Genomic DNA, 14,410 nt, shown 5'->3' with positions numbered 1-14,410 from the left:
GTCGCCGCACCCGCCCCGGACGTCAGGCGCCAGGGCGGGCGAAGCGCTCACGATCTCTTCATCTTCGGGTCCAGCGCGTCGCGCAGGCCGTCGCCCATCAGGTTGATCATCAGCACGGTCAGCAGGATGATCAGCCCCGGAAATGTCACCGCCCAGTAGGCGCTGCCCATGAACTCGCGGGCGTTGGCCAGCATCGCGCCCCACTCCGGCGTCGGCGGCTGCACGCCCATGCCGAGGAAACCCAGCGCCGCGATATCGAGAATTGCGGTGGAGAACGACAGCGTCGCCTGCACGATCAGCGGCGCCATGCAGTTGGGCAGCAAGGTGTTGAACATCAGGCGCAGGTGCCCAGCACCGGAAAGCCGGCTGGCGATGACATACTCGCGATTCTTCTCGCCGATCACCGCAGCCCGCGTCAGGCGCACGAAATAAGGCAGCTGGACCAGCGCGATGGCGATCATGGCGCTGGTCAGGCCAGGGCTGAGGATGGCGACCAGGCCCAGCGCCAGCAGCAGGCTGGGGAACGCCAGCACCACGTCCATCACACGGGTGATGACGGTCTCGATCCAGCCGCGGAAATACCCGGCCAGGAGGCCGAGGAAAATCCCCACGCCCATCGAGATCACCACCACCATGGCGCTAATCGAGAGCGAATAGCGGGCACCGAAGATCAACCGCGAGAGGATGTCGCGACCTACCGCGTCGGTGCCGAGGATGTAGTTCCAGCTCCCTCCGGCATGCCATACCGGCGGCACCAGCAGCGCGGAACGATCCTGCATCGCCGGGTCGTGCGGCGCGACCCAGGGGGCGAACAGCGCGACGAGCAGGATGAAGACGATGAAGATCAGGCCGACCAGCGCACCACGACTGGCGCTGAAGTCGCTCCAGAAGGACGCCAGTTGGTAGCGGAACGAGCCGGGTGCGGCGGGGGTAGAAATGGTACTCATGATGAAAGCCCCCTGTTAATGGCGGATGCGCGGGTTGATGACGCCATAGGCGAGATCGACCAGCAGGTTGACGATCATCACGATGAACGCGATCAGGACCAGACCACCCTGCACCGAGGGATAGTCGCGTCGCGAGATCGCATCGATCATCCACTTGCCGATGCCGGGCCACGAGAAGATCGTTTCGGTCAGGATCGCTCCCGCCAACAGCAGGCCCACCTGGAGACCGATCACCGTCACCACCGAAATCAGCGCGTTGCGCAGGGTATGCACCATGATCACGCGGAAATTGGACAGTCCCTTGGCGCGTGCGGTGCGTACGTAATCCTCGCCCAGCACCTCGAGCATCGAGGAGCGGGTCTGCCGGGCGATGACCGCCAGCGGGATCGTCCCCAGCACGATCGACGGCAGGATCAGGTAGTGCAGCGCGGAGAGAAACGCGCCCCAGTCGCCGGCGATCAGGCTGTCGATGGTCATGAAGCCGGTGACCGGTTCGATGAAGTACATGTACGAGATGCGCCCCGAGACCGGGGTCCAGCCCAGGGTGCTCGAGAACAGCATGATCAGCAGCAGGCCCCACCAGAAGATCGGCATCGAATAGCCGGTCAGGCTGACCCCCATGATGGTGTGATCGAGCGTCTTGCCACGCTTGACCGCGGCCAGCACGCCGGCCGGCAGGCCGATGATGACGGCGAACGCCAGGGCAAAGAGCGAGAGCTCGAGCGTCGCCGGGAAGCGGCTCATGAACTCGTCCATGACCGGGGCGTGGGTCACCAGGGAATTACCGAGATCGCCGTGCAGCAATCCCTTCAGGAAATCGAGGTATTGGACGACCAGGGAGCGGTCGAAACCCATTTGGGACTCGAGCTGGGCGTAACGTTCGGCGGAAATGCCGCGCTCCCCCGCCATCAGCAGAATCGGATCGCCCGGCAACAGGCGAATGAAAGCGAACGCAACGATGGTGACGCCAATGAACGTCGGGACCAGCTGCGCCAGCTTGATCAGAAAGAATTTGAACATTTTGGAGGTCTGGCTAGTCACGCGATAAGACGCGGGGCGGCTGTCAGGGCCGCCCCGCGTCTTCGCTAGGAGAGAATCACTCGATGTCGACGCCTTCGAAGCTATGGCCGCCGAGCGGATCGATCTTGTAGCCGGTCACTTCCTTGCGAAGCGGCATGAAGACCGTGGAGTGGGCCAGGGTATCCCACGGCGCCTGCTCCTTGAAGATCTCCTGGGCCTGCTCGTAGAGCTTGGCGCGCTCTTCCTGGCTATCCAGGGTGCGAGCTTTCTGGATCAGCTCATCGAACGGCTGATAGCACCACTGGGAACGGTTGGCACCGCCGACACCGTCACAGCCGAGCAGCACGCCCAGGAAGTTGTCCGGGTCGCCATTGTCGCCCGTCCAGCCGAGGATGACTGCACCGTCGCGGTTGACGTCAGAGGAGCGCTTCAGGTACTCGCCCCATTCGTAGGTGACGATCTGCGCATCGACGCCGACTTTCGACAGGTCCGACTGCATCAGCTCGGCGGTCCGTCGCGCGTTGGGCATGTACGGACGCTGAACCGGCATCGCCCAGATGTTCATCTTCAGGTTCTCGACCCCCGCATCCTTCAACATCTGCTCGGCTTTCTCGGGGTCGTACGGATCATCCTGGATGGCGTCGTTGTAGCCCCACATGGACGGCGGGATCGGGTTCTTGGCCACCTGGCCGGCGCCCTGGAACACCGCATCGATGATCGCCTGCTTGTTGATCGCCATGTTCAGCGCCTTGCGCACTTCCGGCTTGTCGAACGGCGCCATCTGGGTGTTGTAGGCCAGATACGCCACGTTGAGACCGGCTTCCTCGAGCACGTTGATGTCGGCGTTCTGCTGCATCGCCTCGACATCGGACGGGTTCGGGAACGGCATCACCTGGCACTCGCCGGCCATCAGCTTCTGGTAACGCACCTGGGCATCGGAGGTGATCGCGAAGACCAGGTTGTCGATCGGCTGCTTGCCGCGGAAATAGTCCGGATTGGCCTGGTAGCGGATCGCTGCGTCTTCACGATAGTTGACGAACTGGAACGGACCGGTACCGATCGGCTGCTGGTTGGCCAGCTCCGGCTTGCCCTCGTCGAGCAGCTGCTGCTCGTACTCCTTGGAGTGGATCGAGGCGAAGTCCATCGCCAGGTTGGCCACGAACGGTGCGTTGGGCTCGGTCAGCACGAACTTCACGGTGTGGTCGTCGACCTTGTCGATCGACTCGATCAGATCACCCATCGACATCGCGTTGAAGTACTCGAAACTGCCGTTGGCCAGCTTGTAATACGGGTTGTTCTCGTCCATCTGACGCTCGAACGTCCAGATCACGTCATCCGCGTCGAGCGCGCGGCTCGGCGTGAAATAGTCGGTGGTCTGGAACTTGACGTCGTCGCGCAGGTGGAAGGTCACCTCCAGGCCGTCGTCCGACACATCCCAGCTCTCGGCAATGGCCGGTTCGACTTCGGTGGTACCCGGCTTGAACTGCACCAGGCGGTTGTAGATCGTCTTGCTCGACGCGTCGAAGGTGGTGCCAGCCGTGTAGAGCGAGGGATCGAACCCCTCCGGCGATCCCTCGGAGCAGTAGACCAGCGTCTTGGCCATGACCGGGGTCGCGCCCGTCATCATGGCGGCAATGCCAGCCGCAAGCAGCGTCTTCTTCATTATCCATCTCCTGCACAGCTATCGCTGTTCTTGTGATATCGGCTTGTGGCCGCTTGTCGTTGTAATGCCGGCCTGTCAGACAGCCGGCAATCGGCACAGACTAGAGCGTGAAGTAGCGTTTAATCAATTGTCCAATAGCGTGAGAAGAGGTGGTTGCAGCGAGGGGGCATTCAGTCTAAGCGACCCCATCGGACATCGCCGGGAGCGTGTGGCCGAAAGCCTAAGGCTGAATTCGCTCGCCAGCGGCCAGCCATTCATCGACCTGGTCCCGGTTCTCTTCGAGCCAGGTCCGTGCTCCAGCCACCGGGTCACCTCGAAATTCGATCTCCGACATCAGCGTGCCGAGGCTTTGGTCGCTCATGTGCCAGGCATCGAGCACCGCGGTCAGCCAGGGGTCGTCCTCGGCGAAGCTCCTCGCTCCGCTGCCGACCGTCCCCCCCATCCTGATAGCCATGTTCCGATACGAAACGAAAATATTCGTAAACAGCGTTTCGAGCATTCACTGACGAACATTTCTACTCACGGCGATAACAGACACATTCGGTTGATTTATCTTTATATTTTCAGATCAGCGTCCAAGGACGGCGGACCACCTACGACTTTCTGCCTAGTTCATAATGTTCGATTTCGCGCCACAATGATCTAAACCGAACACTTATGAGCAGATCCGAACATGGCCCACGAAAGCTACGATCTGATTGTCATCGGCGGCGGCATCAATGGCGCCGGCATTGCCCGCGACGCGGTGGGTCGAGGGCTGTCGGTGCTGCTGGTCGAGGCCGACGATCTCGCCAGCCATACCTCCTCGGCTTCCACCAAGCTGATTCACGGCGGCCTGCGCTATCTGGAGCAGTACGAGTTCAAGCTCGTGGCCAAGGCGCTCTCCGAGCGGGAAGTCCTGCTCAAGATGGCGCCCCATATCATCTGGCCGATGCGCTTCGTGCTTCCCCACCAGAAGCACCTGCGCCCGGCCTGGATGATCCGTATCGGCCTGTTTCTCTATGACCACCTCGGCGGGAAGCAGACGCTGGCAAACTCGCACGGGGTCAAATTCGCCGACCATCCGGCCGGTGTGCCGTTGAAAGCGGAGTTCACCAAGGGTTTCGCCTATTCGGATGCCTGGGTCCAGGATGCCCGCCTGGTGGTGCTCAACTGCATGGACGCGGCGGCTCGCGGCGCGCGGATCATGACCCGCACCCGGGCCGAAACGGCGATACGCAGCGCCGATGGTTGGCGGGTGACGCTCAAGACGAGCGATGGAGAGACCAGTGAGGTGCACGCACGCGGGCTGGTCAACGCGGCGGGCCCCTGGGCGGTGCGCTTCCTGGACGATATCGCTTCCCAGAACCACCCCTACTCGCTGCGCCTGATCAAGGGCAGCCACATCGTGGTCGAGCGCTTGTTCGACCATGACTACGCCTACATCTTTCAGCAGCCGGATGGCCGCATCGTCTTCGCCATTCCCTACGAACGCGACTTCACCCTGATCGGCACGACCGATGTCGAACACTCGGGGGCGCCGGGCAAGGTGACGATCGAACCGGACGAGATCGCCTACCTCTGCGAGGCCATCAACCGTTATTTCGAACGATCGATCCGTGCCGACGACGTGGTCTGGAGCTACTCGGGCGTGCGTCCGCTGCTCGATGATCACGAGGACAACGCCAGCGAGATCACCCGCGACTACCGCATCCAGCTCGACACGGTCGGGGGCGCGCCACTGCTCAACATCTTTGGCGGCAAGCTGACGACCTATCGTCGGCTTGCCGAGGATGCCGTCGACCAACTGGCGCCGACGCTCGGCCAGCGCGAGAAGTCCTGGACCCAAAACGGCCATCCACTGCCTGGCGGCGATGACGCCAATCCCCAGCAGCTCGTCGCGTCGTTGCAGAGCCGCTACCCCTTCGTGCCATCGGCGATGGTGACGCGGCTGGTGTTCAACTACGGCACCCGAGCGCTAACGATCCTGGGCAATGCCGAGCGGCTGGCCGATCTCGGCGAACACTTCGGCGCCGATCTCTACGCCGCCGAGGTCGAGTACCTGCGCGAACACGAATGGGCCCGGACCGCGGAAGACATCCTCTGGCGCCGCTCCAAGCTCGGCCTGCGCCTCGACGAACGCGAGCAGCGCCGGCTCGCCGATTACCTGGGCTGCCCGTCTCAGGCAGCGACGGCAGGAGAAACATAGCCGACGAACGCGCCACGCCTCGACAGCCGATCGAGCCCTCAGCGTGACGCAGGCCACCGAGGCCATGCCGGCCGGAACATCACTGACAGTAAGGAAGACCATGGGTGTCATAGAAACGATAGTGCTGCATGAGATTGCCGGTACGGCCTGCATGACGCTGCTCGGCTGCGGCGTGGTGGCCAACGTGCTGCTCAAGAAGACCGGCGGTCACAATGGCGGCCCGCTGCTGATCTTCTTCGGCTGGGGACTCGCGGTCTACTGCGGCGTGTGGATTGCGTTCGATACCGGTGCCCATCTCAATCCGGCCATCACGCTCGCGCTGTGGCTGGGCCCGGCCACCGAGTACGCCCAAGGCATTCCCATCACCCTGGACAATACGCTGGCCTACTTCACTGGCGAGTTCGTGGGTGCCTGGCTGGGTGCCGTGCTCTGCTACCTTTGTTACAAGAAGCAGTACGACGATACCGAGGACGCCACCACCATCCTGGCCACCTTTTCGACCATACCCACGATCCGGTCGCGTTTCTGGAACTGCGTGACCGAAGCCATCGGGACGTTCGTGCTGGTGTTCGTCATCATCATGTTCGGCCATACGCCCAACGGCCTGGGGCCGCTGGCCGTGGCACTGCTGGTGGTCGCCATCGGCGCCTCGCTGGGCGGACCCACGGGCTACGCGATCAACCCCGCCCGCGACATGGGGCCGCGTCTGGCGCATGCCATGCTGCCGATCCGGAGCAAGGGTTCCAACGACTGGGGTTACGCCTGGGTGCCCTTCGTCGGCCCGATCATCGGCAGCAGCCTCGCGGCACTCGCCGCAACGGTCTATTGAGCGGCAACGGGCGATTCAGAGACACGTCGACTCCTCATTCAGGACTCACCATTCAGAAGGACAGGTTTCTCATGAGTGACAAGAAGAAGTATGTTCTGGCCATCGATCAAGGCACCACCAGCTCGCGAGCCATGCTGTTCGACCACGACGGCAAGATCGCCGGTGTCGCCCAGCGGGAGTTCGAGCAGATCTTTCCGCGTCCGGGCTGGGTCGAGCACAACCCCCGCGACATCATGACCAGCGTGCTGACCACGCTGACCGAAGTGATCAACAACACCCAGGTGGACGTCGAGGAGATCGCCGGCATCGGCATTACCAATCAGCGTGAAACCACGGTGATCTGGGACAAGCACACCGGCCAGCCGGTCTACAACGCCATCGTCTGGCAATCGCGGCACTCGGCCGAGATCTGCGACGAGCTGCGTAACGCCGGTCATGCCGACAGGGTCCGCGACAAGACCGGCCTGGTGATCGATGCCTACTTCTCGGGCACCAAGATCAAGTGGATCTTCGATAACGTCGACGGCGTCAAGGAGAAGGCCGAAAAGGGCGATCTGCTGTTCGGCACCATGGACTCCTGGCTGATCTGGAACCTGACCGGCGGCGCCGAACACGTCACCGATGTGACCAACGCCTCGCGCACGCTGATGTTCAACATCCGCGAGCGCCGATGGGACCCGGAACTGCTCGAGCTGTTCGAGGTGCCGGAATCGATGCTGCCCGAGGTCAAGTCCTCCAGCGAAGTCTACGGCCACGTGCTGCCGAAATTCTTCTTCGGCACGAAGCTACCGATCGCAGGCATCGCCGGCGACCAGCAGGCCGCCCTCTTTGGCCAGGCCTGCTTCAAGCCCGGCATGGCCAAGAACACCTACGGCACCGGCTGCTTCACGCTCATGAACACCGGCAACGAGGCCACGCAATCGGACAACGGGCTGTTGACGACCATCGCCTGGGAGATCGACGGCAAGGTCGAATATGCCCTCGAAGGGTCGATATTCGTGGCCGGCTCGGTGGTCCAATGGCTGCGTGACGGGCTGCGCATGCTGGGCAAGTCATCGGATTCCGAAGCCTACGCCGAGCGCGCCGGCAGCAACGACGGCGTCTATCTGGTACCGGCCTTCACCGGCCTCGGTGCGCCCTACTGGAACTCCAATGTGCGAGGGGCGATGTTCGGCCTGTCGCGCGGTACCAGCAAGGAGCAGTTCATCCGCGCCGCTATCGAATCGATGGCCTACCAGACCGCCGACGTGCTCACGGCGATGCAGGCCGACGCGAATATCGACCTGACCGAACTGCGCGCCGACGGTGGCGCCATCGCCAACAACTTCCTGGCCCAGTTCCAGGCCGACATCCTCGGTGTCGACGTACTGCGCAGCGAGATCAGCGAAACCACCGCACTCGGCGCGGCCTATCTTGCCGGGCTTGCCCTCGGTTTCTGGGAGTCCCGCGAGCAGATCTCCGAGCAGTGGGCGATCGAACGTCGCTTCGAACCCGTGATGGGTAAAGATCGACGCGACGAACTGTACGACGGCTGGAAGCGGGCGGTGCAGGCCACCATGGCGTTCCAGGTCGCCTCCTAAGAGCGCATTTCCCCACTTGGTGGTGGGCGCCGGATAGGCCCACGCCATCCACCGGTTGTGACAGGCGTTCTACAAGCGCCGCGTCGGAAACGCTCGCAGTATAAAAGACAAGGCCCGAGTCCTCCCCGCCTGGGAGCTCGGGCCGTTGTCGTCACACCGGCCGGACACGCGCCCAACCCCACCAGCCTCAAGGCACACCCGCTTCCACGCCCCCCAAGACGAAGCGCCCTCGAATCCGGATAATGGCCGCCATCCACCTCCCGTCAGCCACGGAGGTCAGCCACTTACCAACGCGGTCTCTCCCCATGGAAATCAAGGTCAACTATCTCGACAACCTGCGCCAGGAAGCCAAGTTCGACGACTTCACGGTGATCACCGACCAGCCGATCCGCTACAAGGGCGACGGCTCGGCGCCGGGGCCGTTCGACTACTTCCTCGCCTCCACGGTGCTCTGCGCGGCCTATTTCGTGCGGGTCTACTGCAACGCCCGCGAGATCCCCACCGAGAACATCCGGCTGTCCCAGAACAACATCGTCGACCCGGAGAACCGCTACAACCAGATCTTCCGTATCCAGATCGAACTACCCGCGGACATCTCCGACAAGGACCGCACCGGCATTCTGCGCTCGATCGAGCGCTGCTCGGTCAAGCGGGTGATCCAGAACAATCCCGAGTTCCAGATCGAAGCGGTGGAGAACATCGACGAGAACGCCCAGGCGCTGCTGATGGGCGGCTCGCTCGACAAGGACGGCGAGAGCCAGGAGACCTGGATCGAAGGCAAGGACCTGCCGCTGGAGCAGACCATCGCCAACATGACGGGCATCCTCGAGCGTCTCGGCATGAAGATCGAGATCGCCTCCTGGCGCAATATCGTGCCCCACGTCTGGTCGCTGCACATTCGCGATGCCGCCTCGCCGATGTGCTTCACCAACGGCAAGGGGGCGACCAAGGAAGCCGCGCTGTGCTCGGCGCTGGGCGAGTTCATCGAGCGCCTGTCGTGCAACTTCTTCTACAACGATCAGTTCTTCGGCAACGAGATCGCTGCCAGCGAGTTCGTCCACTACCCGAACGAGCGCTGGTTCCAGCCGGGGCCGGACGGCGCGCTGCCCAGCGAGATTCTCGACGACCACTGCCGCGCGATCTTCGACCCGGACGGCGAGCTCCGAGGCTCGCATCTGTATGACACCAACGCCGGGCGCACCGACCGCGGTATCGTCTCGCTGCCGTTCAAGCGCCACTCGGACGGCGAGACGGTATGGTTCCCCTCCAACCTGATCGAGAACCTCTATCTCAGCAATGGCATGAGCGCCGGCAACACCCTCGCCGAAGCGCAGGTGCAGTGTCTCTCCGAGATCTTCGAGCGGGCGGTGAAGCGTCAGATCATCGAGCAGGAGATCGCGCTACCGGACGTCCCCGAGGCGGTACTGGCGCAGTACCCGACGATTGTCGAAGGCGTGCAGGCGCTGGAGGCCCAGGGCTTCCCGGTGCTGGTCAAGGATGCCTCCCTCGGCGGGCGCTTCCCGGTGGCGTGCGTGACGCTGATGAACCCGCGCACCGGCGGCGTGTTCGCCTCCTTCGGCGCGCATCCCAGCCTGTCGGTCGCCATCGAACGCAGCCTCACCGAGCTGCTGCAGGGGCGCAGCTTCGAGGGCATGAACGACCTGCCGCCGCCCACCTTCAACGCCCAGGCGGTGAGTGAACCGAACAACTTCGTCGAGCACTTCATCGACTCTTCCGGCGTGGTGTCGTGGCGTTTCTTCAGCGCCACGGCGGACGTCGACTTCGTCGAGTGGGACTTCTCCGGCACCAACGACGAGGAGGCCGAGCGCCTGTTCGCGATTCTCGACGACGAGGGGCTGGAAGCCTATGTCGCCACCTTCGAGGATCTCGGCGCTCCGGTGTGCCGCATCCTGGTGCCCGGCTACTCCGAGGTCTATCCGGTCGAGGATCTGGTGTGGGACAACACCAACATGGCGCTGGCCTTCCGCGAGGATATCCTCGCCCTGCACCGCCTCGATGAGGCGCAGCTGACCGACCTGCTCGAACGCCTGGAAGAGAGCGAGCTCGACGAGCAGATGAAGATCGTCACCCTGATCGGGATCGAGTTCGACGACAACACCGTGTGGTCGGAGCTGACCATCGCCGAGCTGAAGCTGCTGATCCAGCTGGCGCTGGGGCGCCTGGAAGACGCCCTGGACGGCGCGCAGATGTTCTTGCAGTTCAACGACAACACCGTCGACCGCGGGCTCTTCTATCAGGCGCTCACCGCGGTACTCGAGATCGCCCTGGACGACGATCTCGAGCTCGACGACTACCGCCACAACCTGACCCGCATGTTCGGCGAGGCGAAGATGGCAGACGCCATCGGCGCGGTGGAGGGCTCGGTGCGCTTCCCCGGGCTGACGCCGACCAGCCTCGCGCTCGAAGGCATCGAGCGCCACCAGCGCCTGCTCGAGAGCTATCACAAGCTGCACGCCTGGCGCGCGGCCAACGCGCGCTGAGCGGCACCACCCCGACCGTCACCGGTCGGCCGGGTGATTCACGCCATCACCGACCGGGATCGGCCCGGGCAGGTCGAAGGGATCGACCCCTTCCAGACAGGCGATGTTGTAGCCGTACTGGTCCGGGTTGGAACGTCGCTGATGGTGAGTGTAGATGCCGCAGTTGCCGCAGAAATAGTGCTGTGCGGTCATGGTGTTGAACTGGTAGCGGCGTAGGGTTCCCTCTCCGCTGACGATGCGCAGTGCCGCCAGCGGCACGCTCGCCACGATCGCGCCGCGGCGTCGACACATCGAGCAGTTGCAGCGGCGCGGGTCGACCACGCCGTCGGGTAGCTCGAGTTCGAGCACCACCGCGCCGCAGTGACAGACTGCACGGTGGCGTGGCTGAATATCGGTATTGCCGATGCGCTTGATCATCTGGCCCCTCCTCCGCGCTCCCGCTTTCCGTCGCCGCCCTTTGCAGCATAGCGCCACGACGCCAATCTTCACCATCGTCAAACGATTACGTCTCTTCACATATCTCTGCCTCCGCTTCATACAAGCGTCACGGGACGGCGCTAGCCTGCCGCTCATCGACGACCATTCTTCGAGGAGACGAGATATGCCGACACAACGAAAGCCCTTCACGAGACGCGACTTCCTGGCCGCCAGCGGCCACGTAGGGCTCGGTGTGGCGGGAATCGGGCTCCTCGGCGCACCGGCGATCGTACTGGCCGAGGGGCGACGCCCGACGGTGGAAGGCGGCGTGATGAGCGGCGACGTGCTGCCGGACCGCGCCATGCTGTGGGGAAGAGCGAGCATGCCGTCGCGGATGCTGGTCGAGGTCGCCGACAACCCGGAGTTCCGTGGTGCGCGCCAGTTGCCCTGGATCGATGTGCTGCCCGGCACCGACCTGACCGGCAAGATCGACGCGACCGGCCTGCAGGGCATGAACACCGTTCACTACCGGGTGCGATTCGCCGCGCTGGGCGATTCACGGGCGGCGAGCGAGCCGGTGGTCGGACGGCTGCAACTGCCGCCATCCCAACCGAGAGACATTCGCTTTGTCTGGTCCGGTGACGTGGTCGGCCAGGGCTGGGGCATCGATGAATCCCGCGGTGGCATGCGCACCTGGGAGACGATGCGCCAGGTTCGGCCGGATTTCTTCATCCACTCCGGCGATACGGTCTACGCCGACGGGCCGCTGGAAGCGCAGACCGAGCTTCCCGATGGCGGCGTGTGGCGCAACATCGTCACGCCGGCCAAGCAGAAGGTCGCCGAGACGCTGGACGAATATCGCGGCCAGCACGCCTACAACCACCTCGACGCCAACTTCCGCCGCTTCGCCGCCGAAGTGCCGATGCTGGCCCAGTGGGACGATCACGAAACGACCAACAACTGGTATCCGCAGGAGATCCTCGACAACGATCTATACACGGAAAAGAACGTCGCGCTGCTCGCCGCCCGCGGCCGTCAGGCGTTTCTCGAGTACATGCCGATCCGGATGTCCACTTCCGCCCCGCAGCGGATCTATCGCCGTTTCTCCTACGGGCCGGGGATGGAGGTCTTCATGCTGGACATGCGCAGCTATCGCGGCCCCAACAGCACCAACCTGCAAGGCGAGGAGTCCTCGGCCACCGCGTTCCTGGGCGAAAACCAGTTCCGCTGGCTGCGGCAGGCGCTGAACGACTCCACCGCGACCTGGAAGGTCATCGCCGCCGACATGCCGATCGGCATGGTGGTCCCGGATGGCGATCAGTTCGAAGCGATCGCCAACCGTGACCCCGGCCAGCCCCTTGGCCGCGAGCTGGAGATCGCCAGGTTGCTCCAGGCCATTCGTGACGACGACATTGCCAACGTCGTCTGGTTCACTGCCGACGTGCACTACACTGCCGCTCATCATTACGCCCCGGAGCGCGCCAGCTTCAAGGCATTCAAGCCGTTCTGGGAGTTTGTCAGCGGCCCGCTCCACGCCGGCACCTTCGGACCCAGCGAGATGGACGCGACCTTCGGCCCACAGGTGACCTTCTTCAAGGCCCCGCCGGAGGGCGAGTCCAACCTGCCGCCCTCGGCGGGCTACCAGTTCTTCGGCCAGGCCGATCTGGACGCCGAGAGCGAGACGCTGACCGTCCGGCTGAAAGACAGCGACGGCAGGACGCTGCACACCCAGGTACTGGAGCCCGAGCCCCGTTCTGCCAACGCCTGAGGCCGGCTGGCGGCCGGCGCCGAGGTCACATCAGCTTGCCCGGATTCATGATGCGGGCAATATTCTGGAGGTGCGCGATATCCGTTAAGCTGGCTGACGGCCTCTCGAGATTGAAAATCATGGCAAAGACAACCGCGCACCAACCCACGGCGCGTAGCCGAATCGGGCTGGATAGTCTGAACTTCTTCCTGGCCGACGTTCGCGATGGTGTGGGGCCGTTTCTCGGCATCTATCTGTTGACTCGTCACGAGTGGAGCGCCGGGCAGATCGGCGTGGCGATGTCCGCGATGACCTTCGCGACGATGCTCGCACAGAGCCCGGCGGGCATGTTGCTGGACATCACGCGCTTCAAGCGGGTGCTGGTGGCTGTGGCGACACTCGTCGTCGCCGTCTGCAGCGTACTGATGACCCAGCCGGCTTTCGTCAATTTGCCGGCCATCGTGTTATTTCAGGCGCTGATGGGGGTGAGTGCGGCTTTCCTGCTGCCCGCGGTGGCGGCAATAACGCTGGGAATGGTCGGTAATCGACGCTTCCCGCACCGCCAGGGTCGCAACGAAGTGTTCAACCATGCCGGCAATGTGGTTTCGGCATTGCTGGCGGGCGCGCTGGCTCACTTCCTGAGTATCGAGTGGCTGTTCTATGCGCTGGTGATCTTCGCGCTCGGTAGCCTGGTCAGCGTACTCGTGATCCGGGAGGCGGACATCGACCACGACGTCGCGCGCGGCAAAACCGAGGATAACCCGTTGACCGGCGACAGCATTGTCGAGGTGCTGAGGCAGCGCCGTATCGTGATGCTCGGCCTGACCCTGGTGCTCTTTCATTTTGCCAACGCCGCGATGCTGCCGCTGGTAGGTCAGTATCTGACCATCGGCGATCGCGACGCCGCCTCGCTGTACATGTCCGCCTGCATCGTGATCGCGCAGCTGGTGATGATCCCTGTGGCATGGTGGGCGGGCCGACGGGCAATGAGCTGGGGCCGCCTGCCGGTTTTCATGATCGGACTCCTGGCCCTGCCACTGCGTGGCGCGCTCTATGCCGTCAGCAACGACCCGCTATGGCTTTTGATGGTGCAGGCGCTGGACGGCATCGGCGCCGGCGTCTTCGGTGTACTGTGGCTGATCGTGGCCGCCGATCTCACCCACGGAACGGGACGTTACAACGTCACGGTAGGTGTACTCGGCACCCTGTTCGCTCTGGGAGCGGCAAGTTCGAACCTGGTCGCGGGTTATGTGGTGGAAGCCAGCGACTACGCCGGTGGCTTCCTGTTCCTGGCCGCCTTCGGTGTGCTCGCACCGATTGTCTACTGGCTGGGCGTCGGCGAAACGCGCCCCGTGGAGCCCGCAGCGACAGCGCATCCGACGAAGATTCCCTCTACCCCTTGAACCCTCCAGGCGATCGACCTGGCCTCGAGCCATGAAAGTCGACGATCGACGATGGGGACAACGCCGCTGGGCGAAGTGCGAGCGACAAGGATGTCGAGCACCAAAAGAGGACCGG

Annotated in this window: 11 protein-coding genes; 6 read left to right on the top strand and 5 right to left on the bottom strand. The window is 63.6% G+C overall.

Going from position 1 to position 14,410, the window contains the following annotated elements; genetic code table 11:
- Positions 1-47 precede the first annotated feature (47 nt).
- The 4 genes from DOM54_RS18475 to DOM54_RS18460 form a co-directional block, all read right to left on the bottom strand.
- On the bottom strand, positions 48-947 hold the full coding sequence (locus DOM54_RS18475) for an ABC transporter permease subunit (RefSeq protein WP_110717738.1): 900 nt from the start codon (positions 945-947) through the stop codon (positions 48-50).
- A gap of 15 nt (positions 948-962) precedes the next feature.
- A complete protein-coding gene (locus DOM54_RS18470) occupies positions 963-1,967 on the bottom strand; it encodes an ABC transporter permease subunit (RefSeq protein ID WP_110601374.1) in 1,005 nt (334 codons plus the stop codon).
- A 76-nt stretch (positions 1,968-2,043) separates the two neighbouring features.
- The gene (locus DOM54_RS18465; RefSeq protein WP_110717737.1) at positions 2,044-3,630 is read right to left on the bottom strand and encodes an ABC transporter substrate-binding protein; all 1,587 of its coding nucleotides are present in this window, start codon (positions 3,628-3,630) and stop codon (positions 2,044-2,046) included.
- A 220-nt stretch (positions 3,631-3,850) separates the two neighbouring features.
- Positions 3,851-4,129 carry a type 2 periplasmic-binding domain-containing protein gene (locus tag DOM54_RS18460; RefSeq protein WP_240613965.1) on the bottom strand — a complete coding sequence of 93 codons (279 nt, stop codon included), beginning with the start codon at positions 4,127-4,129 and terminating at the stop codon, positions 3,851-3,853.
- A 174-nt stretch (positions 4,130-4,303) separates the two neighbouring features.
- On the opposite strand from DOM54_RS18460, the gene glpD reads away from it, so the two are divergent.
- The 4 genes from glpD (at position 4,304) to DOM54_RS18440 (ending at position 10,728) form a co-directional block, all read left to right on the top strand.
- A complete protein-coding gene (gene glpD / locus DOM54_RS18455) occupies positions 4,304-5,818 on the top strand; it encodes a glycerol-3-phosphate dehydrogenase (RefSeq protein ID WP_110717736.1) in 1,515 nt (504 codons plus the stop codon).
- A gap of 100 nt (positions 5,819-5,918) precedes the next feature.
- Positions 5,919-6,647, top strand: coding sequence for an MIP/aquaporin family protein (locus DOM54_RS18450; RefSeq protein WP_206019148.1), 729 nt, complete (start codon positions 5,919-5,921; stop codon positions 6,645-6,647).
- A 71-nt stretch (positions 6,648-6,718) separates the two neighbouring features.
- A complete protein-coding gene (gene glpK / locus DOM54_RS18445; RefSeq protein ID WP_110717735.1) occupies positions 6,719-8,227 on the top strand; it encodes a glycerol kinase GlpK in 1,509 nt (502 codons plus the stop codon).
- 305 nt (positions 8,228-8,532) lie between these two features.
- Positions 8,533-10,728: an OsmC domain/YcaO domain-containing protein gene (locus tag DOM54_RS18440; RefSeq protein WP_110717734.1), complete on the top strand. Its 2,196-nt coding sequence runs from the start codon at positions 8,533-8,535 to the stop codon at positions 10,726-10,728.
- An 18-nt stretch (positions 10,729-10,746) separates the two neighbouring features.
- Here DOM54_RS18440 and DOM54_RS18435 read toward each other — a convergent pair whose 3' ends face one another.
- Positions 10,747-11,145 (bottom strand): GFA family protein, encoded by a 399-nt coding sequence (locus tag DOM54_RS18435; RefSeq protein ID WP_110717733.1) that lies wholly within the window; start codon positions 11,143-11,145, stop codon positions 10,747-10,749.
- Between the two features lie 184 nt (positions 11,146-11,329).
- Here DOM54_RS18435 and DOM54_RS18430 point away from each other — a divergent pair, with 184 nt between their 5' ends.
- Together DOM54_RS18430 and DOM54_RS18425 are read left to right on the top strand one after the other, a co-directional pair.
- Complete coding sequence (locus tag DOM54_RS18430) at positions 11,330-12,913, top strand: alkaline phosphatase D family protein (protein ID WP_110717732.1); 1,584 nt, start codon at positions 11,330-11,332, stop codon at positions 12,911-12,913.
- A gap of 119 nt (positions 12,914-13,032) precedes the next feature.
- A complete protein-coding gene (locus DOM54_RS18425) occupies positions 13,033-14,295 on the top strand; it encodes an MFS transporter (RefSeq protein WP_110717731.1) in 1,263 nt (420 codons plus the stop codon).
- Positions 14,296-14,410 lie beyond the last annotated feature (115 nt).

The organism is Salinicola acroporae (genome assembly GCF_003206615.1).
GTDB classification, from domain to species: Bacteria; Pseudomonadota; Gammaproteobacteria; order Pseudomonadales; family Halomonadaceae; genus Salinicola; species Salinicola acroporae.
Note: the sequence above shows the minus strand (reverse complement) of the source record. Positions and strands in the feature narration are given on the sequence as shown.